General features: G+C 39.1%; 6 protein-coding genes. All 6 read right to left on the reverse strand.

What is annotated here, in order from left to right; all coding sequences use genetic code 11:
* A partial coding sequence (locus AADJ06_RS21820; protein WP_341228624.1) for an ELWxxDGT repeat protein occupies nt 1–8,222 on the reverse strand: 8,222 nt, incomplete at its 3' end.
* Between the two features lie 199 nt (nt 8,223–8,421).
* Nucleotides 8,422–16,092: a choice-of-anchor D domain-containing protein gene (locus AADJ06_RS21825; protein ID WP_341228625.1), complete on the reverse strand. Its 7,671-nt coding sequence runs from the start codon at nt 16,090–16,092 to the stop codon at nt 8,422–8,424.
* Nucleotides 16,093–16,249: 157 nt separating this feature from the next.
* Nucleotides 16,250–19,015, reverse strand: coding sequence for a 3-coathanger stack domain-containing protein (locus AADJ06_RS21830; protein WP_341228626.1), 2,766 nt, complete (start codon nt 19,013–19,015; stop codon nt 16,250–16,252).
* Complete coding sequence (locus tag AADJ06_RS21835; RefSeq protein ID WP_341228627.1) at nt 19,012–19,341, reverse strand: LytTR family DNA-binding domain-containing protein; 330 nt, start codon at nt 19,339–19,341, stop codon at nt 19,012–19,014. Before AADJ06_RS21835 ends, AADJ06_RS21830 begins: the two co-directional genes overlap by 4 nt.
* Nucleotides 19,342–19,450: 109 nt before the next feature.
* The gene (locus AADJ06_RS21840) at nt 19,451–23,488 is read right to left on the reverse strand and encodes an ATP-binding protein (protein ID WP_341228628.1); all 4,038 of its coding nucleotides are present in this window, start codon (nt 23,486–23,488) and stop codon (nt 19,451–19,453) included.
* Nucleotides 23,489–23,551: 63 nt separating this feature from the next.
* A complete protein-coding gene (locus AADJ06_RS21845) occupies nt 23,552–26,332 on the reverse strand; it encodes an ATP-binding protein (protein ID WP_341228629.1) in 2,781 nt (926 codons plus the stop codon).
* Nucleotides 26,333–26,637 lie beyond the last annotated feature (305 nt).

Here is a 26,637-nt window from a genome sequence, read left to right on the forward strand (position 1 = left end):
GTCATAGTTGCTGTCGCGTTGGTTCCTAAACCATTTGACCATTGATAGGTTCCTGCACCTACTGCCGTTCTTGTCACTGAATTTTGAGTACAACTTAAACTATCAGTTCCTGTGATACTTATACTTGGAACTGTTACATCTTGCGTAACTACCGTCGTTGCGGTGGCGGTGCAGCCATTCGCTGATGTTACTGTAACTGTATAAGTGCCTGCCGCATTGATAGTCGCTATCGCCGTATTATCGCCATTTGACCATGAATAGGTTCCGCCGCCTGAGGCTGTTCTTGTTACACTTGTTACAGCACATGTTAGGTTCGCTGCACCTGTGATATTTGCTATTGGTAATGCATTAATAGTGACGCTTGTATTAGAACTGTTTGAACAACTTCCTCCTGTGGTATATGTTACTGAATAGCTACCTGCTGTACTTGCTGATACATCTATTGCTCCTGTAGCAGCATTGATACTTAATCCTGCTGTGCTGCTGAATGTACCCCCTGATACACCTGTAATTGTTGGTGTTGGGTCGGAAGCATCTGCACAATACGAGGCCGATGCATAATTAAAGCCAGCGTCGTCTAGTGCCCTTATGCTTACGCTTGCGGTTGAACTGTTTGAACAGCTTCCTCCTGTGGTGTACGTCACTGTATATGTGCCTGGCGTGCTTACTGATACGTCTATTGCTCCTGTTCCTGAACTAATGCTTAATCCTACTGTGCTGCTGAATGTACCCCCTGATACACCTGTAATTGTTGGTGTTGCGTCGGCTGCACTTACACAATACGAAGCACTGCCGTAACTAAAACTGGCATCATCTAGTGCCGTAATGCTTACACTTGCGGTTGAACTGTTTGAACAGGTTCCTCCTGTGGTGTACGTCACTGTATATGTGCCTACTGTACTTGCGGATACGTCTATTGCTCCTGTAGAAGCATTGATACTTAATCCTGCTGTGCTACTAAATGTTCCTCCTGATACGCCTGTAATAGTTGGTGTCGGGTCAGACGCACTTAAACAATACGAAGTACTGCTGTAATTGAAGCTGGCATTGTCTAATGCCGTAATGCTTACACTTGCGGTTGAACTGTTTGAACAGGTTCCGCCTGTGGTGTATGTTACGGTATATGTGCCTACTGTGCTTGCTGATACATCTATTGCTCCTGTAGAAGCATTGATACTTAATCCTGCTGTGCTACTAAATGTTCCTCCTGATACTCCTGTAATTGTTGGTGTCGGGTCAGCTGCACTTACACAATAAGAGGCACTGCCGTAACTGAAGCTGGCATTGTCTAATGCGTTTATTGTTATAGTGGCAGTTGAACTATTTGGGCAAGGGCCTGCAGTAGTATATGTAACAGTATAAGTTCCCAGAGTACTTGTAGAGACATTTATGGCTCCCGAGCTAGAATTGATTGACAAACCTGCTGTACTAGAGAAAGAACCGCCGGATAAACCAATAATTGTTGGGATTGTATCATTTAAACTTCCTTTACAAAAGCTATTTGACGAATAACTAAAACTAGCATTATCAAAGGCCTTATTGGAAACAGTACCACTGCCTGTAACCACAGGACACCCTTCTGAAGTTGTGACATTTACAGAATACGTACCAGGCGTAAGATCTGAAACTACCGCTGTTGTTCCTCCATTTGACCAAGCATAGTTCAATCCCTCCTCTGTTATCATTATTTCATCAAAGGCTACGCCATCTGTATTGATAGGGAAATTATCTGATTGTGTAAATCTTATTTGAGTATTATCAGAAAGTGATTGACCAGCATTAGTCAAAACTAAATCTAAATCTTCTTCATGGCTGGTCCATGCCCCATTGGTGGACAAAGCTCCCCAATCTGACAAAATAACCCAAGGCTGAGTAGAATCTCCTCTCACACTAATTACATCTACAAAATCTCTTTCGTCTCCAGCATCATACACCCAATAGGAAAACTTCAGATTGTCTTTGCCTATTTGTGCCGAAAGATCAACTGTTAATGTAAGATTATTTGTACCATTACCGTTTCCATTATCCATTGCTAAAGCATACTTACCGTTTGGAATCGGAAGGTTAATAGTGTTATCCTTAAAGATCACTAATCGTTCATTGGTAAACCCTGATTTTTTTTCATATTTCCATTGATGCGTTAAACCTGGTATTTGGGCTAAATCCATATCGTAAGTCTCAGGGAAAGGTTGTACAGTCTCAAAACCTTCATAAAAAATAGCTACACTGGCACTTCCATCTGCACTTGCCGGACAAGATGCATCTATAATATCAGGCGTAACTAGACCTGGTTCGTTACCGCTAATATCAAGCGTAACGGCTGTTGTAGCTGATGCTGTACATCCATTTGCACCTGTAACTGTCACTGTATAAATTCCTGCAGTATTGATACTAGCTTCTGCCGTGGCTGCTGAATACGAATCGGGACCTGACCAAGAATAAGTCGTTCCACCGGAGGCGGTTCTTAAAACACTAGTAATTGTACATGTTAGATTATCTGAATCCGCTATAACTATCACTGGTAAGGCATTAATTATTACAGAGCCCGTTGAGCTATTTGAACAAGTGCCTACCGTGGTATAAGTCACTGTATAAGTGCCTGCTGTACTTGCTGATACATCTATCTCACCTGTACTTGCATTTATACTTAATCCTGATGTGCTGCTGAATGTTCCACCTGATACGCCTGTAATAGTTGGTGTTGGATCGGACGCACTTAAACAATACGAGGAACTACCGTAATTGAAGCTGGCATCATCTAGTGCCGTAATACCTACACTTGCGGTTGAACTATTTGAACAGGTTCCTCCCGTGGTATATGTTACAATATATGTACCTACTGTGCTTGCTGATACATCTATCTCACCTGTACTTGCATTGATACTTAATCCTGATGTGCTGCTGAATGTTCCACCTGATACACCCGTAATTGTTGGTATTGGGTCGGCCGAACTTATGCAATACGAGGCACTGCCATAATTAAAACTCGCATTTTCTAAAGCGTTATAAACAACCTGATTTGTTGCCACTCTATTACTTTCAGCAGAACCATCAAAACAGACCGCATAATAAGTACTAGTAGTAGTAGGTTGGTAGCTAAATGGACTACCTGAACCTATGGAAGAGCCTCCAGAAACTGAGGTATACCATTTAACTGTATTTGTACCACAGTTCGCTGTGAGATCAATACTACCTCCTGCACAAACAGAGCTAAGGGATACATTTACTCCTGTAGGCATTGGCACTTCACAGTTCAGATTACCCTTGATGAACAAATTATACATATATCCTCCATTTGATGACGTAACTGGCTCTGAAACTGGCCAAGCATTTTCAAAGGGTAAAGAAAGAGACCTAGTATAATCATCAGGACCATAAGGACTGTAAGGAGGGAAAAACACTTGATTTGCATTTATGGCTATCCAGTACTCTCCTGGTTCTAAGCTTATTGGACTTGCCAATGGAAAACTATTTTCTCCATCAAAGGTTTGAGGTGTGGACTCATTAGAATTACCCACCGAACTGGCCAGCAAGTCTCCAGGTAGATCAGACCCATTATTTGAGTATAATGCAAATTTGATTTTCTCATTTGCTGGATATGGAGACGAGCTTGTCTCGGCAAAAACAATCCCGATACTGTCTGCCAGAATAGCGTTTGGAATTGAAGTTTTGACAAAATATACATTATTAGGTGATGCTGTAGATACTGTATCGGTAATATCTGAACCCGTAAAAAGAGGCTCAAAATATCCGAAAATTGCCTTTTCTTGAATTTCTAAGCCTACCGCCACAGTAAGCGTGTCTCCAAAAGCCGAAGAAATGAAACACTGATACAAGTTACCTTCTAATCCCGTTACATTCGAAATTGAAAGATTAGCACTAGTAGCTCCTGAGTAAATTGAGTTATTGGCAATATTGGTAAACCCTGCTCCCGTATTTACTTGCCATTGATAGTTATCTGCATAAAAGGCTATTGTAGAGAGAGTAGCTGAAGATGCTTGACAAACTGAAAGATTAATAGGCTGCACGCCAATAATAGGAGTTTTTTCGAATCTAAAACCAAAGGGAACTATATAAGTACAGGCACCTCCAGCAGGTTGAATTTTGGCATAGAGCGTTTGAAAGCCACTTGGTAAAGAATTATCAGGAACGAATGTATTTGGTGCAGTGAAAGTACCCGCTAAATTTAAACCCGCATCATCTTTGTAAATTCCTAGTATGGTTCCATCAAAAACACCTCCATATTCGAAAATATCTTCATATTGGTCGGCGTATCCTACATCAAACATAGAACTACCATTTAAAATCACCGAAGAAGTTTGCGTACTTAATATGGTACCACTAAATGAATCTGATTGAAGCACGCCCTCGTTTGTAAAAGAACCGGTATTAACAACTCCCTGATTAACAATAAATAAGCCATTATTTAGGACTGTGGCTCCTGAATTATTATAGAAGAACGCCTTGGTAATAAGGCTAGCACAAGGATAATTGGTTACGAGTCCATCGTTGTTAAAATCTGCAGGAATTGGTATTTCGGACTGAATGGTACCATAGTTTTCAATTTCCCCAGTAGATGTATTTTTCAAAGCAGAAACGGAATTTTGAAGAGAAATTTTTCCAGTTGATTCATTTATCAAATCTCCACTATTCTCTAGTGCACTAATGCTTGTGAATGAGTTGGCTCCTGATGTTATCAAACCAGCATTGGTAAATGTTCCTATTTGATTTAAAAAATCGGTATCAGAAGCGTTGTCTATTTGAATTTCTCCTTCTATATTATTATTAAAAGTTGAAGCATTCCATAAGCCATAATCCCCTATTGAGCTTATGCTTCCCAAAATCAATTTCCCATTATTTTCTACGGTCCCTGCATTAAAAAAGGAGCTTAAACCTGCTTCACTTCCTGATGTAAAAGACTTAGAATCATTTATGGTAAGCTGTCCACCACTTGCTATGGTAAACGTTGCCCCGCTCTGTACTTCTACGCTTTTAGCTACTCCACTATTTACATTGAGCGTTGGTTGATTGCTAGGTGCAGAAGGTATTGTAACGTCGTTAGTTGCGGTTGGTATTCCGTTTGGTGACCAGTTGCAGGAATTATTCCAAGCCGTATTAAAGGCTCCAGTCCAAGTCATGAGCTCTGTGGTGGATGCTAAGCTTGAACAACCCGTTCCGGTTCCACTGATGGCAAATGTATAAGGGTTCTCATTTGAGTCATTGTTAGGAATATTTACAGTGGCAGTTCTTGTTCCACTTGCGGTTGGGTCAAATCTTATAGAGAAGGTTGTTGTACCGTTGCTGGCCGCTACGGGAGAGGTTGGTTGAACAGTTACCGTAAAATCTCCAGAGTGGGTTCCAGTAATAGTAACCTTATCGGAGGTTCCCGTTAAATTCAATGCCCCATCTCCTGTATTTTCTATGGTAAAGGTTTTAACTACTGTGCCAGAACTCACACTTAGCAAACCAAAATCGGTATCATCGGCGGTTCGTGGGCTGGTGTCTCCGTCTGAAATAGAAACGCCATTCCCTTTCAGGTTGATTTCTGGTTCTACACTTAGATTAGGGCTAAGATAGATAAATGGTTCTTGGCCATACAGTTCATGATACCCTCCAAAAACTAAACTACTCCCAAATTTCGCAATGTTTGTAGGGCTGAGGTAGCTTTGATGAGTACCTGTACTTACTTCCATAGTGCCAGCAGTAGTACCGTCTGTTTTCCATAATTTTTTAAAAGTTATAGAAGTACTACCAGAGAAATAAAGATTATTTCCTTGAACAATAAAATTGTCAACACTAGGTACAAAGCTCTTAAGGTTTAAATCATAGACTTTAACAGTACCAGCTGAGGTACCATTACTTTTCCATAAATCATAATCATAAACGCCTGATGTGGAGGAGCTATTGGCAACAAAGAATAGTGTACCATTGAAGTCGATCAAGTTTGAAGGGTTTGAATCATTAGAGCCAGAATTAATGTTTTTGACTAACACTGTTCCAGCAGTAGTACCATCAGTTTTCCATAGTTCCTTGCCATTTATTCCATCATTTGCAACAAAAAAAACTTGATTTCCTACTTTGGTTAAATGTGTAAGACCAGATGAACTGGTTGGATTTATTTCTTTTAATAAAACAGTTCCACCTGTAGTCCCATCGCTTTTCCATAATTCTCTATTATACCCCGTATCATAAGCAGAAATTATAAGGTTACCGTTCAGTTCAATCATTTTATCATCAATAATGATATCTTTTACTAATGAAGTGCCTCCGGCTGTACCATCTGACTTATACAGATTTTTATTAGAATAACCTCCCGCCTGAAAATAAAGAGCATTATTGAATATTTTAAAATCGGAAGGATAAGAACTTTGGGTACCCGATACAATATCCAATACTATCTCAGTACCGGCGGTAGTTCCATCTGTTTTAAATAATTCTATTCCAACATTATCTCCGTTTGCAGCGAAATAAGCTGTATTATTAAACTTGATAAAATCATATGGTCCACCCGATTGATTACCACTTTTTAATTCTTTGACCTGTACTGTTCCTGCATTTGTTCCATCAGATTTCCATAACTCAGAACCTGTAAAGCTATTTCCTCCCCAAAAAAGGAGGTTATTATTAAAGTTAAAAAGAGTTGAAATATAATAATTACCAACAGTTTTAATTAATGATGTTCCTGCAAGAGTTCCATCTGTGCTATAAATACCGTAGTCGCTTCCACTATTTGCACTAAAGAAAGATTTATTACCGATGGTGGTAAAAAATCCTGGATTCGAGCCAAGGTTCTCGCTGTATATATTTTTCAATAAACTTGTTCCGGCAGAAGTTCCATTCGATTTCCAAAGTTCATAACCATTTATACCGTCGTTTATATTTAGATATATGTTATCATTGTGTGTATAAATATCACCAATATCATTATAACTCGCCACCATGCTTGTTCCTCCTGAGGTTCCGTTGGTTTTCCATAGCTCGTCTTGTGAGTCCTGAATCATAAAGTAAAGTGCTGTGCTAGTTTTATAAAACTTAGTGGAGAAGGTATAGTCAACAGAGCTCACAAATGAGGTTCCTGCTGATGTTCCATTGGTTTTCCAAATCCCTGTATTGGTACCATCAGTAGCAAAAAAGTATAGCGAGCCGTTAAAAACCGTGTATGCTATAGGATCTGAGCTACCACTAGGGTGTATATCTTTAACTCTTGTAGTACCACCTACCGTACCATCGGTTCTATATAACTCTCGGCCATCTGTACCATTTCCTGCAGTAAAATAAAGGTATCCTGAAAATTCAGTGTATCCTCTTGGAGTGCTCCAGTCTGAGCCAGGATTTATATCCACAAAATTAGATGTTCCTCCAGAGGTTCCATTGGTTTTCCAAACCTCCGAACCGTAAGTACTGCCGTCATTTCCTGTAAAATAAACCACATTATTAAAGGCGGTTAACTCACCAGGAGAAGAGCTTACAATACCACTCCAAATATCTGCTAGTAAAAATGTGGTTGTGCCATCGCTAGCAAACAACTCTCTATTACCAGTTCCTGATGGCACAACTAGAGGATTAGATCGGTAGGCACCATAGATAAGATAATTATTTAAAGAGGCAAAACCAGAGGGTCTATAACCATCTCCTGCTATTGAAACAGTCCCGCTTTCCGTCCCATCGGATTTCCAAAGTCTTTCACCATCAGTTCCTCTGGCAGAAAAATAGAGTAGATTATTGTGAACATACAGAGAAGTAGGGTCACTATCTGCAGAGCTCGCCCTTATATTCATAACCATATAGGTTCCATTTGTTGTTCCATCTGATCTCCAAAGCTCCTTGCCATTATGATCATCATCTGCTACAAAAAATAATAGATTATTGAAGCTGATCATTTCTGAGATATCGCTGTCCGTATTTTGTTGGAATGAGGAGCCAGTAGCCTGATTTATGTCACGTACCATTACTGTTCCAGCGGCTGTGCCATTTGTTTTCCAAAGTTCAGTTCCTAACTGACTTTTTGCTTTAAAGAAAACCGTATTCCCTACTGATGTAAATAAAGAGGGATAACTTGAATTAGTAAATGTACTGGAATTAAGGTCTCCTAGAAACTGAGGTGTCTGGGCTTTTACATGGCTAACTGGAAAAATAAAAAATGCTTGTAAAACCAAAATAAATGACCAAAGAGCCTTAGATAAATCTCTATGGCTAAAAACATTTCTATTAGTGTTTTTCATAATGAATTGAGTAATTATTATGAAAGCAAATTTATTGTAGCGAGTATCAAACCATTAACGCATTTCGGACAATCTTTAACTCATTTCAGGCAAAAGCCTCCCAAAAGGTAATTTTGAGAGGCTTTGATGATTTTTAAAGAGATTTACATGATTTATTTAGACCGTAAAATCATGTTTCTATTTACGGTGAAACAGTTACTTAATCCGCACACACATTTTCAATTTTAGCACTGAAAACAGTTCCTGATGCAGCACTAAAACCTGGCTCTAACATCACTGCGTTTCCTGCTTTATAGCTTACGTTTGCACCGCCACTTATTTTATTTTGGGCATTGACCGTTTGCGTGGCTTGCTCGGTTCGCGTTCCGCTCAAAATGTCATGCGTTGGTGATAACAAACTCACACTTGATGAAGTAATGGACAGACTAGCCGACACCGCTGAAGACACCATTGGTGAAGACGAACGAACCACAACTTTGTAATTATTTCCGCTTGGTAGATTATTTGGAATAGTACATGAGATATTAGTTGGGTCTGAAGAACTTCCTATCAATATCTGATTCCCAAAGTTTCCGTTTTCATCTGAAAGGTAGGCTCGGTACATATTTCCTACATTGAAACTAAATACTCCTGAGGCTGTGGATGAAACTGTTAAACTTGTTCCTGCACAAATGGTGTTGGTTGAAAGCGTTGGACTTGTGATTTCTCTATCGCCTCGAACTACTGAAAAGTGCAGCTCATCTGGACCAATTATTTCGGTGCCTACCTCCGAATTGCCTTGGTCAAAACCTCTGGCTATAAACGTGTAATAGTTGGCTTCAAAAGCCTCTCCTGTCGCCACACCATTTACTTCATAAAGTGAGAACGGAAGTGCATTGTCAATATAGAAATGATTATTCCCTGTTCCTGACAGTTGTAGTCTTGTACTCTCTATGACCGGTAGCTCGCAATTTGGTACTGCTAGTACCGTCATCGGTCTGTTTGATACTTGTACTTCCATTTGCTCTATCAATGGCGAGAATACTTCTGGTTCTGCTCCGTCTGTATAAGCTAGGTAATAACTCATACCCGGTGTGCTGCAAGAAACTATCACATTGGTAGTGGCGGTACCTGTACAGCTTCCATTATTCACCGTCACGGTGTAAATTCCTGCTTTGGCCGCAGTGGCATTGGCTATACTTGGGTTTACAGAACTACTCGTAAAGCCATTTGGACCTGCCCAAGAATAGCTTGGCCCACCCGTTGCCATTAAGTTTATGTTCTCTCCGTCTTGGTAGGGGCCATCATTGGAAGCTGTAACTACTAAATTATTTTTGAAAACAACTGCTGTGGTAGCTGTGTTTGTACAGCCATTGGCTGCTGTTAGTGTAACGGTGTAGGTTCCGGCACTTGTCATAGTTGCTGTCGCGTTGGTTCCTAAACCATTTGACCATTGATAGGTTCCTGTGCCTACTGCCGTTCTTGTCACTGAACTTTGAGTACAACTTAAACTATCTGTTCCTGTGATACTTATACTTGGAACTGTTACATCCTGCGTGACTACCGTGGTTGCGGTGGCGGTGCAACCATTCGCTGATGATACTGTGACCGTGTAAGTTCCAGCAGCATTGATGGTCGCTGTGGCTGTATTATCACCATTTGACCAAGAGTAAGTGCCGCCGCCGGAGGCTGTTCTCGTCACACTTGTTACCGCACAACTTAGGTTTGCTGCTCCTGTGATAGTTGCTGATGGTGTCGTTACATCTTGAGTAACTACCGTCGTCGCTGTCGCTGTGCAGCCATTTGCTGATGTTACTGTGACCGTGTAAGTTCCAGCAGCATTGATGGTCGCTGTGGCTATATTATCACCATTTGACCAAGAGTAAGTTCCACCGCCACTCGCTGTTCGCGTGACACTGGCTGTGCCACAGGTCAAGTCATCTATCCCTGAGATGCTTACTGTTGGTAATGCATTAATAGTTACGCTTGTATTAGAACTGTTTGAACAGGTTCCTCCTGTGGTATATGTTACGGTATATGTACCCGGCGTGCTTGCTGAAACATCTATTGCTCCTGTTCCCGAATTAATACTTAATCCTACTGTGCTGCTGAAGGTTCCTCCTGATGCACCTGTAATTGTTGGCGTTGGGTCGGCTGCACTTACACAATACGAAGCACTGCCGTAACTGAAACTGGCATCATCTAGTGCCGTAATACTTACACTTGCTGTTGAACTGTTTGAACAGGTTCCTCCTGTGGTATATGTTACGGTATATGTACCCGGCGTGCTTGCTGAAACATCTATTGCTCCTGTAGAAGCATTGATACTTAATCCTGATGTGCTGCTGAAGCTTCCTCCCGATACTCCTGTAATAGTTGGTGTCGGGTCGGCTGCACTTACACAATAAGAGGCACTGCCGTAACTGAAACTGGCATCATCTAGTGCCGTAATACTTACACTTGCGGTTGAACTATTTGAGCAGGTTCCGCCTGTGGTATATGTTACGGTATATGTACCCGGCGTGCTTGCTGAAACATCTATTGCTCCTGTAGAAGCATTGATACTTAATCCTGATGTGCTGCTGAAGCTTCCTCCCGATACGCCTGTAATTGTTGGTGTTGGGTCGGCCGCACTTACACAATAAGAAGCACTGCCATAACTGAAACTGGCATCATCTAGTGCCGTAATGCTTACACTTGCAGTTGAACTGTTTGAACAAGTTCCTCCTGTGGTGTACGTCACTGTATATGTGCCTGCTGTGCTTGCTGAAGCATCTATTGCTCCCGTAGCAGCATTGATACTTAATCCTGCTGTGCTACTAAATGTTCCTCCTGATACGCCTGTAATAGTTGGTGTTGGGTCGGAAGCATCTGCACAATACGAGGAACTGCCGTAACTGAAACTGGCATTATCTAAGGCCGTTATGCTTACACTTGCGGTTGAACTGTTTGAACAGGTTCCTTCTGTAGTATATGTTACGGTATATGTGCCTGCTGTGCTAGCTGAAACATCTATTGCTCCTGTTCCCGAATTAATACTTAATCCTGATGTGCTGCTGAATGTGCCTCCTGCTGCTCCTGTAATTGTTGGTGTTGGGTCGGCTGCACTTAAACAATACGAAGCACTGCCGTAACTAAAACTGGCATCATCTAGTGCCGTAATATTTACACTTGCGGTTGAACTATTTGAGCAGGTTCCTCCCGTGGTGTACGTCACTGTATATGCTCCAGGCGTACTTGCTGAAACATCTATTGCTCCTGTAGAAGCATTGATAATTAATCCTGATGTGCTGCTGAATGTGCCACCTGCTGCTCCTGTAATTGTTGGTGTTGGGTCTGACGCACTTAAACAATACGAGGAACTACCGTAATTGAAGCTGGCATCATCAAGTGCCGTAATGCTTACACTTGCAGTTGAACTGTTTGAACAAGTTCCTCCTGTGGTGTACGTCACTGTATATGTGCCTGCTGTGCTTGTAGATACGTCTATTGCTCCTGTTCCTGTATTAATGCTTAATCCTACTGTGCTGCTGAATGTGCCACCTGCTGCTCCTGTAATTGTTGGTGTTGGGTCGGCCGCACTTAAACAATACGAGGCACTGCCATAACTGAAGCTCGCATCATCTAGTGCCGTAATGCTTACACTTGCAGTTGAACTGTTTGAACAAGTTCCTCCTGTGGTGTACGTCACTGTATATGTGCCTGCTGTGCTTGTAGATACGTCTATTGCTCCTGTTCCTGTATTAATGCTTAATCCTACTGTGCTGCTGAATGTGCCACCTGCTGCTCCTGTAACTGTTGGTGTTGGGTCTGCCGCACTTACACAATACGAAGCACTGCCGTAACTGAAACTGGCATCTTCTAAGGCGTTTATAGTGATTGCAGTAGTAGCGGTCACTGAAGGGCAACCACCTGATGCTGCAATGGTATACGTAACGGTATAAGTACCTGCAGAACTGCTAGAAGGCGTTATTTGACCAGAACTACTATTCAAGGTCAATCCTGCCGGAGAAGATGTAAATGCTCCTCCCGTGGTACCAGTAAGTGTCACCGAAGCTGGCGAGGCACTTGTACAAAAGGGAGTTCCGGTGTAAGAAATAGTTGCAGAGGCCATACAATTCACATAGTCAAATGGCACCAAATATGTGCAGCCACCTCCATTTGGAGTAATTTTAGCGATAAGCGTTTGAGAACCTGATGCTAAACCTGAGGGTGTAAAAGTATTTGGAGCAGAAAAAGTACCTGCAGAGGTAACCGAATCAGCTTTGAAAATACCATTTACCGTACCGTTATACGTACCACCGTAGGTAAAAATTGGCGTTGGATTATCATTAACTACAACTGAAGAATCTGTGGTATTCGTAAAAACTCCACTACCGCTAAAACTCATTGCACCGTGCTTAAATACACCTTTATTTGAAACTGAGCTACCTATCCCTACATAAACATCTTCTTTAAAATATGTATACCCCTTGTTTAAATAAGAACTTTGGGCTGAGATATAGACACCTCCTTTGCTGGCAGATAAAACAGCACACTCATTGTTAACAAATGAGCCGAGCGTGCTACTAAAACTGTAACCTGCAATGTTTCCATTGGCACCTATAAGAATTTGACCGGAATTGGTAAAAGTCCCACCCAAATCTATTGCCGCTACAGTTGTATTGTCAATATTTATTTCACTACCTACATTATTATTAAAAGTACTGTAGTTTGATATTCCTCTAAAACCAACTAAACCCGTATTTCCAATGAGTAATTTTCCATTATTTTCTACGGTACCGTAACTAAAAAAAGATACATTTTCTAATCCTTCGATATCTCTAAATCCATTAATGCTCAGCTGCCCGCTGCTAGCTATGGTAAATGTAGCTCCGCTTTGCACTTCTACACTTTTAACTACTGCATTGTTTACGCTTAGCGTTGGTTGGTTTACTGGTGCAGATGGAATTACCACATCATTCGTCTCCGTTGGAACCAAAACCGGTGACCAGTTACATGCATCGTTCCAAGTGGTGTTTTTTGCACCTGTCCAGGTTAACAATTGATTAGAATTGGTTACAGGAGTACAGAAATCCGTTCCCGTTCCACTAATAGCAAAAGTATAAGGACTTTCATCTGCATCATCATTAGCAATGTTTACAGTAGCATTTCTTGTTCCACTTGCGGTTGGGTTAAAGCTTATGGAAAAAGTTGTTGTACCGTTGCTGGCTGCCACGGGAGAGGTTGGTTGAACAGTTACCGTAAAATCTCCAGAGTGGGTTCCAGTAATAGTAACCTTATCGGTGGTTCCCGTTAAATTCAATGCCCCATCTCCAGTATTTTCTATGGTAAAGGTTCGTATTACATTTCCGCCCGTTACAGCCGTACTACCAAAATCGGTATCATCTGCTGTTCGTGGACTGGCATCTCCATTTGATATAGAAACACCGTTGCCTTTGAGATTGATTTCTGGGTTCAATATCAATGGTCCTATTCCGATATCATCAAGTAGAATAAGATTATCGTTAGTAGAATTATGGTGAAAGGCGATATAGACCGTTTGTCCAGTATAAGCCGATAAGTCAATTTCCCACTCTGTAAGTATTCCATTATTACCCGAGAAGTTTGGATGTTGAACTCCAGTTCCCCAAACACCACTTCCAGCTGTTACGTCTTCAGCAAAATCCATTAATACAGTTGAAAAAGATGCAGGGTTATTGTCAATTGTTGAAATCTTCACTTCATAGCCATCTGCAAATGCAGGGCCTTCAAACGGAGCAGACTTCCAACTTAGTTTGGTATCACAGTTCAAAACAGTTTTTGGTAGAATGAGCCAATTGTTTGCTTGAGAAGCAGGAGAAAACCATGAATCAGACACCGCTGCCTTATTACTTTCACTTATATCAAGTTCAAAGGTATACCAGTTTGCCGGTCTTCCATTGCTAGAAGTATTATTATCCAGATCCAGATTAGTCCAATCAGGAGGTATTACGTTTAATTCAAAATTTTCGAAAAATGAAGTGGTACAAGGATTAATTACTGTTTCAGTACCCGTTCCCTGAATGACGAAGGTATAAGGATTTTCATCGGCATCATCATTGGCAATGCTAACCGTGGCTTGTCTTAAACCTGTTGCCGTAGGGTCAAAAGTAATTTGGAAAGTAGTGCTTCCTAAAGCTGCTACAGAGGCTGAGGCGGGTTGTGAACTTACGATAAAATCACCAGTATGACCACTTATGCTTACTCTTGGGCTTCCAGTCAGGCTTAATGTGGCCGACCCTGTATTTTCTATAGTAAAAGTATTAGTATTGCTACCTGAGGCAACGCCGTGACTTCCAAAATCTGTAGAGTCGGTAACAGAAGGACTATTATCCCCATTTACTATGCTTACACCGTTTCCTTTGAGGTTTATTTCTGGAGCCGGAATGACTGTTTTAACTGTGATATCGTCAAAAAGAAAACCGTCATTTCCTCCTGCAAAATTGTGGTTATCATATTGCTGAAAACGAACAATATAAGTGGAAGTAAAGGACAATCCATACAAGGTGTTAATACTATCAAGACTCATATCAAAATGTGTCCAAGTTAAATCTGCATAACTTGTTCCATTGAGATCGAGAACTTTTGTAAATGAAGTACCCCCGTCATCAGAAATATACATGCCGTCTTGAGGCTCTGTTTCGTCGTTCCATTCCGCCCACCAAAAATCTAACCTTAAATCCGTTTGACCAGAGGTGTTAAGATGTAAGTCTGCTTGATTTAAATTATAATTCCCCCCAGCTCCATGATCCATTCCAAGAAAATAAGTACCCGTATGCGAGTATGCTATTTGCGTACTCCATACAAGCGTTCCAGTTTCAATCACTTCAATATTTATTCCTGGTTCAGAACTAGTTGCAGTCCATGCAGGGTCTAAATCACCACTTTCGAAACCAGTGTAGTAAGGAATCGATGTGTAGGTAATATCATTTCCCGTTCCTCTTATATCAAACGTATACGGATTTTCGTCAGCATCATCATTGGCAATACTCACTGTTGCTACTCTTAAACCCGCTGCTGTTGGGTCAAAAGTAATCTGGAAAGTGGTACTCCCTGCTGCAGAAACAGGGGAGCTTGGTTGAGCAATCACGGTAAAATCACTCGCATGAGTCCCAGTAATGTCTACTTTAGGGCTTCCACTTAAGGTTAAACTACTGCTACCCGTATTTTCAATGGTAAAGGTATTGGTATTAGATGCCCCTACAACAGTCACAACTCCAAAATCGGTATCATCTGCTACTTCTGGTGAGGTATCACCATCGGCTATATCTTGACCGTTTCCTTTTAAGTTTATTTCGGGAGATGCTACATTAACCATTGTAGCAGCCACTCCAGTAAAAGGAACATCTGGAATTATGGCAGTATATGGACCTGCATTAAAAGTGCCCGCTCCTCCATATGAATCCACATTATGGACGAAGGTCCCGGCGGGAATCGTTAGAATATCTCCATTGCTAATTGTACTTGAGGCACTAAAAACAATTATTTCATCTGAAGTATGATCAAACTGTCCAATATTAGATCCATAACTACCCATAGCAATAACATTACCAGTGTTGGAGCCAACAGTAGTGTAACCTGGCCCTGTTGCGTTTCCATAACTGTTTGATTGAGATGAACTGTAAACACCTTTTATAACAACCGCAAAACTGTTTTGAAACTCGTCGGGAATATAATCTTGCGAAAACTGAAAATGGGCATCTTGATTAAGAACCATTTGAAGCTTATTGCCAGAAATTTCACTTATGGTTATATCTAATTGTTGGGCAAATACACTATTAACCAATGAGAACAATAATAATACTATACTCAATTTTTTAATGGCTTTTTCCATAATAGACAGAAAGTAAAAATGTTTGTTATTCTTCATAAATCTGATATTGACATTCAATTTTTTCCTTATTACAAACCTCTAATTATCATCTCAATTCCATTAATGCATTTCAGGCAAAAAGCCCTAAAAACAACTTTTAAGAGGACTAGCACCTTGTTTCATCAAACGGTTGACTTCTTTGAGAAAAAAAACACTATGGACAAGCCTCCAAATCTGCTTTACCAAGAAACACAGAACCGTTTTCTACCTCAAAACCTGGGGCTAAATTGATGGCTTTGCCACTCTCATAAACCACATTTGCTGGGTTTATAATTTTATTAGAGGCATTGATGTATTCTATGGCTTGCTTGGTATCTGTTCCAGTAATATTGCTATTCAGCGTTTGGTTCATGGGTATACCGCTAGAACTCGGTAACACGGTTACTTCGGCTGTGGCTACTCTATTACTAATGCAGCCTCCATCTTCACATGCCACATAAAAAGTATTTGTGGCAGTTACATTATATACCAGACTGCCCCCGTTGCCTATAGAAGAGCCTCCAGAAGGACTGCTATACCAAACTGCTGTACCAGAGCTACAGCTCGCCGATAAGGTGATATCAGAATTAACACATACTTCTGTGTCATTTACAGAAACTGATGATGGTGTACTTACTGGTTGACCCACCACCACTTCATCGGTTGCCGTTCTTGGCGTACTACAGCTATAATTATTACTCACACACTCCGCATAATAGGTAATGGTACTGGAAGGCGTATGATTAAACGTGTTCCCTGTACCTAACAAATTGCCACCACTAGCAGCGTCATACCAATTAGTTACAGTTCCTCCTGCATAAGACGTACAGTTGGCTGTGAGTGTTAATTCCGTATTATTTGATGCACAAAGTGCAGTTTCGGAAACTGTCACAGATGGTGGGGCGAAATAAAAATAGGAGTCGGCATATTCTCTATTACTCGTGCATGTGCCATTTGTACATGCTGGAAAAATCCTATAATAATTAGAACTTCCATGAGATGGTGTAAAAGTGTGTGAATTTCCTGTAGCAATGAGATTTCCCCCAGTATAGCTGTCATACCACTCTACCGTACCTACCGCACAATTAGCCGTGTAAGTAACTGACTGCCCTGCACATATATTTCCTGGACTTGCATTGTCATCAGTTGGCCTTCCTAATACATTTACCGTAATCTCTTCCGTGTCACTCACACAGCTTCCGTTTTTACATTTCACAGCGTATGTAGTGGTAATTGTTGGACTGACCTGAAAAGGACTTCCAGTTCCAATAACCGACATAGAGCCGTCATACCATTCTGGTGAAGTACCTCCAGAACAAGAAGCTGATAGGGCAACTTCAGTATTAGGACAAGTATCATTTTCACTTGCTGCTACACCTGTTGGATTAGTAGGTAAGCTGACTGAAATGGAAGGTACGGCTACTCGGTTTAAACTAACGCAAGTAGCACTGGTTTCACAAGCGGCATAATAAATAGTAGGGTTTTCAAGTGGAGACGCCACAAAACCAGTTCCTGTACCTATACTTGATCCTCCAGAAGCTTGATTATACCATGTCAAAGTTCCTGTGCCACAGCTTCCACTTAGCGTAACAGATTGACCGCAGGTAATACTGTAACTACTTGAAGATACCCCTGTAGCATCAGATGGTAGAGTAGACACTCCTTGGAATTCATAAGCTCCTATGTCATTTTGACCCTCATTAGGACGACTTTGGTTCGCAATGTCTTTTATCAGGCCAGCAGCTGCATTATTTAGCAATGGCGAACAAGAACCAGGTATGAGACCATCATCACTTGTAAAATACTTAGCGTCAGCCCCAGCTATATTTCCTGCATTAGAAAACTGAGGGGCTAAATCTAAATTATTACCTCCATCAGTTCCGAAGCCACCGTTCCAATCAGAACTTCCTCCTGAACCTTGAATAGAAGAATTAGAAACTGTCAAGCTATGAGCAGAACTATAAATTACTGCATTATTAGCTGGCACTTCTTTCCAGACAGTTGAGTTTTTAATTTGAACAGTTCCACCCTGTAAAAGAAAAAGGTAGGAGTATTGGCCAGGGGTATTATTAAATAATGATATATGGTCATAAGTAATACTATTAGCATTTGGCATGTTACTGGAAATGTAAATAACTGAACTGCTAGCACTATTTGAAGCAAACACATTACTAGTGATTTCTGTTGGTCCCCTGTGTAAGTACAAAACACCACTATTGGCATAGTTCCCTACCCAAATTAAATTTTCAAGTTTGGTAGTCCACCCACCAGAGGTATTCTGATTATTCTGATATAAAACGCCGCTATATCCACTATTTCCACTAATGACACAATTCCTTATTTGTGGAGCTGCCCCTGTGAAATATAATGCCGCACCTCTAAAAGAGTTAAAATTTCCACCAGCTGAAGTAGTGGTACTAGTAGAGCCGCTATTCCCTGTGTTTTTCCCTCCTGTTATTATAAAACCATCTACTTCAGTAGTTTCTCCTGTTGATGGAAACACTAATACATGATAAGCATTAGCTCCTTGTATATCGGAAACGGACTCATTGATAAAGTTACCATCAGTGTTGGTGTCATCATTATCAATATCACCAGAGAGTATGGTTTTATACGTAGAGAAATCGCGGGTGGTTCCTGCTCCAGAATAACCTCCGTATAGCTTAACACCATCTCTCATATAAAAGAGCTTGTTTCTACTATCGGTTGGTGAAGTATTCCCAGAGCCATCCGCCAAGGGTTTATAAACACCAGCTGCAACCCACACCTCGTCTCCACTAGCTGAAGCATTTATCATGGCTTGCAAATCAGCAGAGGCATTAGCCCAAGAGCTACCATCTCCTGCTCCTGAGGCCGTTGGTTTTACATAGCGTGTGGTGGCAAAAACGGAAGTTTGAACCAAGCAAAAAATAATTATAAGGGGTAAAATACATTTTTTCATATTTCTATGGGGCTTATAGAGTTTAAGAAAGAGGAAGTTCGCCTTCTAGAAGTTTTGAATAAATCACCATTGAAAATCTCAATATTGACCGTATCCTTCTCTTCCCAAAAACTGGTAATACAATTAATATTTATCACCTGCTGACGGTTGATGCGAATGAAGTGTTTGGGGTCCAAAGCCTCCTGCACATAGCAAAGGCTTTTGGCTGTAATGATTTTTTGAGGAAGGGAAGTTTGGTGAATTATGGTGTAGTTACTATCACTTTCCAAATAAACTATTTGTTCCGATTCTATAGTTTTTCTTCCTGGTAGTACAAGTGTTTCCATGATGTAGCTAAAGGGTTAATAAATGATAGTCAAATATCAATTTTAGCTCACCAATCCATTAACGTATTTCGGACAATCTTTAACTCATTTCGAGCAAAACACTCAAAATTTAGCCAGAAACGTACTCCGAAGGCAAACATCCATACTCTTGCTGAAAAATTCTGGAAAAATAAGAAAGACTTTCATAGCCCACCTCAAATGCAATTTCAGACACCGTTTTGTCACCTTCTTTAAGCAGAAATTCCGCTTTTTCTAGTCTAAATTTCCTGAGGTATTCATTAGGTGAATAGGAGCTTATACTTTTGAGTTTTCTTCTTAATTGTGTTTCACTCATTCCTAAGTAATCTGAAATAAGCCCAACATTCATACTGGAATCATGATAGTGCTGTTCTAAGAATGTTTTCACTTTATTTATAAATTCCTTTTCCAAAAGATTCACCTCTTCTTTGGTTTCATCTTCTGTGCTCAAGACATCTCCTCTAAAAATTCCACGAAGGGCTTTTCTATTATCGATGCAGCTTTTTATAGCACTACTTAGTTCGTCAGTATCAAATGGTTTTGTCATATAAAGATCAATCCCAATTTCTAAACTCTCTAATCTACTTTCTTTGGAAGATTTGGCAGTAAGCATAATGATTGGCACGTGGCTAGATGCGGCATTAGCTCTTATTCTTTTACTAAACTCAAAACCATCCATAATAGGCATCATCAAATCACAAACTATCAAATCAGGTACCTCTTTGTTTGCTTTTTCAATACCCTCAGCCCCATTAAAAGCTTGAATAATATCATATCTATCTTGAAAAAGAATTTTAAGGTATTCCTGCATATCAGGATTATCCTCTACCAGTAATAAGAGTTCTTTTTCCTCATTTCTTACCACATTTTCTGTTTCCTTCTCTCCGAGGTTCGACACTATTGATTCTTCGAAAACCTCTTCAACAATATGCTCCTTCCAGGTCTCCTGATCAATAGGCATAGAAATAAGAAAGGTTGTTCCTTCTTTTTCTACACTTTCTACATCAATAGTTCCTTTTAAAACTGAAACCAACTCTTTGACCAATGAAAGGCCAACACCTGTACCTTCAGTATTATTTTGATTTACTTGAAAAAATCTATCAAATATTTGTGGCAAATCTGTCTCCGAAATCCCTTGTCCAGTATCTGATACACTCAGCGTAAGTCGCTTTGGATTTTCTTTATATACCACTTTTACCCTTACTGTACCTCCTTTGAAATTGTACTTTATGGCATTAGAAATAAGGTTATCAATAATTTTATCAAATTTATCCTTATCAAAAAAAGCATGAAATTCATCCAAGTTTTGCTTGAACTCCATTTTTATACCGTACGAAGCAGCTAAAGACTCAAAAGAAAAAATATGAAGCCTGAAATACTTAGCTAAATCAGACTTTTCAATATTAAAATTGACTTTTCCGGCTTCTAGTTTCTGAACATCTAAAATCTGATACATTAACTGCCTCAGCCTTTTTACATTTGGTTTGATAAGCTTAAAAAGCCCTTCATCAGGATATTTTTTATTCAATTCATTAATTGGACCTTCAATAAGCGTCAATGGAGTTTTTAACTCGTGAGACACATTGGTAAAAAAGTTTGACTTTAATTCGTCTAACTCGCTAAGCCTTAGCTTTTCTTTGGCATTATATATCACCTCCTGTTCCAGCCTAATTTGTTTACGCTGCCCTCTTAAAAAAAGATAAATGAGAAAAGCTGTTATTAAAGCATAGACCAAAATACTCATCCAATTCCAATACCATGGTGGGCTTATTTCAAAGTTTAAAACAAGTGGTTCTTGTCCTTCTCCAAAATCTAAAGAAGAGCTTGTTAACTCAAAACTATAGTTCCCCGGCGGTAGCATAGTATAATTGACAGTTCCACCTGGCCCCATTTCTACCCATGAATCACTTGCTCCTAAAAGCCTGTATTTCAACCTATTTACACCCTTATTTAAATCTGTAAACTCTAAACCAATATTATTTTGATCATGAGATAGCTTCACAAAAGGTGTGTACTCTATAGACTCCTTTAAAAGGTTTGATTCATCAAAAGGCCGTATACTTTTATTATTGATTTTTAGATCGACAAATTTTAGATTTATCTCACTTTTAGTCTTTTTCAAAACACTAGGTTCTAAAACGCTTACTCCTCTTATACCTCCAAAAACAAACTGCCCATGTTTTCCTTTAAAAAAAGACCCCATGTTAAATTCATCAGAAATTAAGCCGTCTTTGGCATTAAAAAGTTTTGATTGCTTTAGCTCTAAATCATAAACTACAACACCCAAATTTGAGCTTAACCAAATTCTTTTTTCAGACTCCGGAATAATCCCTGCTACGTTATTAGACGGCAAACCGTCTTCTGTACTTATACTCTCAAAAACCTCGGTATGCTTATGCAGTTTGAGTATTCCATTGCTATGCGTTCCTATTAACAAAAAGTTTTCAGGGTCTGCCGGGAAGTCAACTGCACAGGTAGTAAAATCGCTCGGAATACTTGCAGGATTATTAGGGTTATTATTATAACCAGTAAATATATATGCCCCTGACTTGGGTGTTATTTTTAACAAACCAGACTCCCCAGAGACCCAAATATTACGCGACACATCTTCATAAATATGTAAAGCTCCTCTAGAACCAAAAACGAAATTCTGCGAAAAATTAAAATAATTAAAGAGTTCAGTAGATGGGTTAAACCGAATAAGCTCATTACTAAAACCCACAAAAACCAAGTTTCCTTTATGATCTTCTAAAAACCTAAGATAAGGAATACCTGCGGCTCTTTTAAAATCATATATTTTGAGACTTTTAAAGTTTTCATCCAAGTGCTCTAGGTATATATTAGGACTTACCTTTTGATTTCTGATCAGCTTCCAATAAGTACCATCTTTGGCTTCTATTAAAGCTCCTTGGGCAACACCTGGTGATATTTCAGAAACTTTCAGTCCACTCTTTTCACTTTTAAAAAGCCTATTAAAATCCCAAGAATATAGATTGCCTTTAGAATCAAGGTAAACCTGCCACGAAGACCAACGCTCTAAGTAATTACTAGCACGTTTCTTCTTATTCCTTATTTTCACAATACCGTAGCCATTTGTAGCTAGCCAAAAATTACCTTGACTGTCCTTTCTTATTAGTTTTATTCTGGCATTTTTTGTTACCTCCGCCTGAAAATTAGTTGGTTCAAAGATGTTATGAATATCAGGAAGAGTTGTTTTAAAAATAGCATTGTTCTTAATCCCCCATACATCGCCAGAGGCATCCATATCTATTATATAACCCTCCTTAAAGTTAAATTCATCAATGACCTGAACCCGCCCATCAACTACTTTAAAAACGTTCTTATTGGTTAAAAAAAGGTTCTCGCCGCCCTTTTTGAAAAGGCAGGTTAATAAATAGTTTTTACTATCATAAGTGCTATTTTCAGGAATATCTACATAAGATACCGTATTTTCTTTGATATTAATGTTGGCGTAATATCCATTTGAAAAAGCCATTATTTGCTCATCACTATCTTTTGAAAAAGAATAAATACCATAGTCTTCGCCCAGAACAGATTCTATAGAAATTATATTCAGCTCTGCACTTATGTCAGGTTCTAAGCCTGCCAAGCTTTGGTCTATTCTATCCGATGTTTCAATTTTTAGAATTTGACCTTCTGAACTTCCAAACCAAACATTACCATAATCATCTTCATAAATTGCATTTATCAGGTTATTAGGTAGGTCACTAGACAGCCCTTGGTCAAGGTTTGAATAATAAAACCGTTGAGTTTTAGGCTCGAAGACTATAATCTTCTTTTCTCCTGTACCAATCCAAATCCTCCCTTTACTATCTTGTAATAAAGCTGTTATTTGATTTGTGGCTATACTGTAAGGTTCGTCTTTACTATGAAGAAAAGTTTTGAAATTGGTACCATCATATCTGTTTAAACCGTATTTAGTGGCCACCCAAATAAAGCCTTCTTTATCTTGTAAGATATCAAAAGCCATTCCTTGCGAAAGTCCTTCTGAAACAGATATATGCTCAAAAGAGCCAGACTGTGCAAGCAGCAAATTGGCACAAAATAAATTTATGAAAGCACACTTCCAGCAAAACTTATAAGCCTTGATAATTTTATAAAAAATCATTTACTTTTTTTTATGATAATCAATGCATTGAAACATGTTATTAAAGCTTATTTCTTTAAACCCTTATGATACCTCACCAGAAGAAATAAACTCTGAAGGTAAACACCCATACTCTTGTTGAAAGATTTTAGAGAAATATGAAAGGTTTTCAAAACCAACTTCAAAAGCAGCTTCTGACACAGATTTCCGTTGAACTTTCAATAATACTTCAGCCTTTTGCAATCTAAATTTCCGAAGGTATTCATTTGGAGAATATGTACTTACAGTTTTCAGTTTTCGCCTTAATTGCGTATCACTCATACTCATTGATTTTGCAATATCACCCACTGTTAAAGCTGATTTCTTATAATTTTCATCCAAAAAACTTCTCAAAGACTTATAAAAAGCAAGCTCTATATCACCTACTTTCTCTTCAATACTTGGAGACTCAAACTTCCCTTGGGTATAAAGAGCTTTTAAATCTTGTCTACTTTTTAAACCACTTTTAATAGCTCCTTTTAATTCATCAGCATCAAAAGGTTTTGTTAAGTACCTGTCTATACCTATTTCAAAGCTTTCTAGTCTACTTTCTTTGGATGACTTGGCTGTAAGCATAATAATAGGTACATGGCTTGAAGCTACATTAGCCCTAATTTGCTTGCTAAACTCAAAACCATCCATTACAGGCATCATCAAATCACATACTATAATATCGGGAACCTCATTATTGGCTTTTTCTACTCCCTCTAAGCCGTTAAATGCCTGAATAACTCTATACTCCTTTTCTAATAAGCTTTTTATATATTCTTGCATATCAGCATTGTCTTCTACAAGTAAAACAAGCTCTTTGTTCATATCTTCAGCTTGTCCTACGGGCTCATCATAAGTCGCACTTTTAAGTTCTTTAGTAGCTATTCCATTTTCTTCTGCTAGCTCCACTTTATAATCTGGCCAAGTAGTCTCATCTGCTGGTAATTTTACGCTAAAAGTGGTTCCTTTTTCGAGCTCACTTTCCACTTCGATAGTTCCCTTTAATAAACTTACCAGCTCTTTCACCAAGGCCAGACCTACTCCAGAACCTTGATAATTGGCATTACTGACTTGGTAAAACCTATCAAAAATATAAGGAAGATCTTCTTCTGAAATACCAAAACCCGTATCCGAGACTGAAATCTCAAATGCTTTTGGCTTATATCTGTAGGATACATTAACAGCAACCTGCCCACCTTTATTTGTATATTTTACGGCATTAGACAGCAAATTATCTACTATTTTATTTAGCTTATCTTCATCATAACGTGCCTCAAAACTTTGCTCATTTTGGTTAAAAGTTAATTCAATCCCCTTTGATGCTGTTAAAGACTCGAAAGATAAGACATGCCTATTCAGATGCTTTGCTAAATCGCTTTTTATAATATGAGGGTTTTGTTTACCTGCTTCTAACTTCTGAATATCCAAAATCTGATTAATAAGCTGCTGAAGCCTATTAATGTTTGGACGTATCATTTTAAGCAATTTCTCGTTAGGATATGACTTTTTAAGCTCTTCTATAGGACCAGAAATCAGTGTTAATGGCGTTTTTAACTCATGTGAAATATTAGTAAAAAAACTAGTTTTCAGGTCGTCTAATTCTCTTAACCTCTCCGACTGAAACTCCTTATTCTTAAGCTCTTGTGTAACCAAAATATTCTTCATCTGAGAGTCTCTAAATATTCTACCTAAAAAGAATATAAATATGAATATCTCTGCGGCAAACAAAAAGAAAGCAATTGTTGAAACCGAAGGAATTTGAACTTGAAAAAGGATCCTTGTATTCATCAGGAGGTAACTAACTAAACCGAGCAAAAAAGGAATGGCATAATATTTCTGAATAGGCAGCCCTTTCATGACCGAATAAGCAAAAACCAGTACAATGAATACACCCGAAAAAACAGAAACGCCTACTCCTATTTGAAGAAACTCCCAACTATAATTTACTTGAACCAGAATATTAACCCCGACCGTAAGAAATAGGAAAAAGTATAATACTTTCTTAAACCAAGACGGAAGCCCAAAAAACGGTAAAACTGCCAATGAAAAAATGATTGTTCCTATAGGTGTGCCCGTATAAAAAAGGAAATTCAATTTTTGAGCCACTAGTGGGCTTTCTACAAAAGCTGGTGTTAAGGCATTAATCAAACCCCAGTAGCCCAAAGTCTTAATCAAAATTAAAAGCGAATATGCTCGAAAAGAGATATCTTTTATTACAAAAAGACCAAGCGTTAAAACCAAAAGAAGCCTAAAAATGAGAAGTCCATTTACAAAGGCCCGTTGACCAAACAAATCCATTATAACCTTGGATTTTGCAGCACTAGGCCCTACCGAAAAAAGCCCTGTCAAAGCTCTTTGTGATTTTAGTCTAATATAAACCGTAGTGCTATCCCTGAGTTTGAAATCAAAAAAAGGCTCTTGCCCTTTAAAAAACTTTGTTCTCGAACTTAAAAGATCCCACTTCGCACTAGCTATAAACTTTCCCTCGTCTATACTATATTCATAAAACTCAAGATTCTCGGTAAGTTCATTTGTAAACCAAATAGTCCAATCATCAGAAACTCCTTCTCCTTTTACAAATTCCATTTTAAACCAAAACGCATGATTGGAAAAAGGTAAAATAAAATTGTTCCTTCCTTCATTGCTCACAAAATCTTCTTGAATAACCTCCTCTAAAAGCATTTCACCAGTGATATCTTCAAAAATCATCACTTTAGAAGAAATATTCTTACTGGATTTTATTTGCTTTGAAAGCAAAACGGGCTGAGCACTCAAGTGAGCACAAAGTAATAGAAGTACTACTGATAGTATACTTTTTTTCGACAAGCCTGACATTATAATAATTTTACTTAGGGTTATCCAAATATATTGAATATTGACTTATTCCCTATCAAAAATTATACCTCTACTTCTTTGGCATGGACAAACAACCATAATATCTAAGACTTTACTATGTAAAAAGCCGCCTTAAATGAGGCGGCTTTTTAACATATTTAACTTCATTTCTTATCAATCCGCACACACATTTTCAATTTTAGCACTGAAAACTGTTCCTGATGCAGCACTAAAACCTGGCTCTAACATTACTGCGTTTCCTGCTTTATAGCTTACGTTTGCACCGCCACTTATTTTATTTTGGG

It is taken from the genome of uncultured Arcticibacterium sp. (assembly GCF_964021845.1).
Lineage (GTDB): Bacteria > Bacteroidota > Bacteroidia > Cytophagales > Spirosomataceae > Arcticibacterium.

Bases quoted from the DNA above. Each gene is read 5' to 3' on its own strand.
- AADJ06_RS21825 (WP_341228625.1), bottom strand. From the start codon at position 16,092: ATGAAGAATAACAAACATTTTTACTTTCTGTCTATTATGGAAAAAGCC.
- AADJ06_RS21840 (WP_341228628.1), bottom strand. From the start codon at position 23,488: ATGATTTTTTATAAAATTATCAAGGCTTATAAGTTTTGCTGGAAGTGT.
- AADJ06_RS21830 (WP_341228626.1), bottom strand. From the start codon at position 19,015: ATGAAAAAATGTATTTTACCCCTTATAATTATTTTTTGCTTGGTTCAA.
- AADJ06_RS21845 (WP_341228629.1), bottom strand. From the start codon at position 26,332: ATGTCAGGCTTGTCGAAAAAAAGTATACTATCAGTAGTACTTCTATTA.
- AADJ06_RS21835 (WP_341228627.1), bottom strand. From the start codon at position 19,341: ATGGAAACACTTGTACTACCAGGAAGAAAAACTATAGAATCGGAACAA.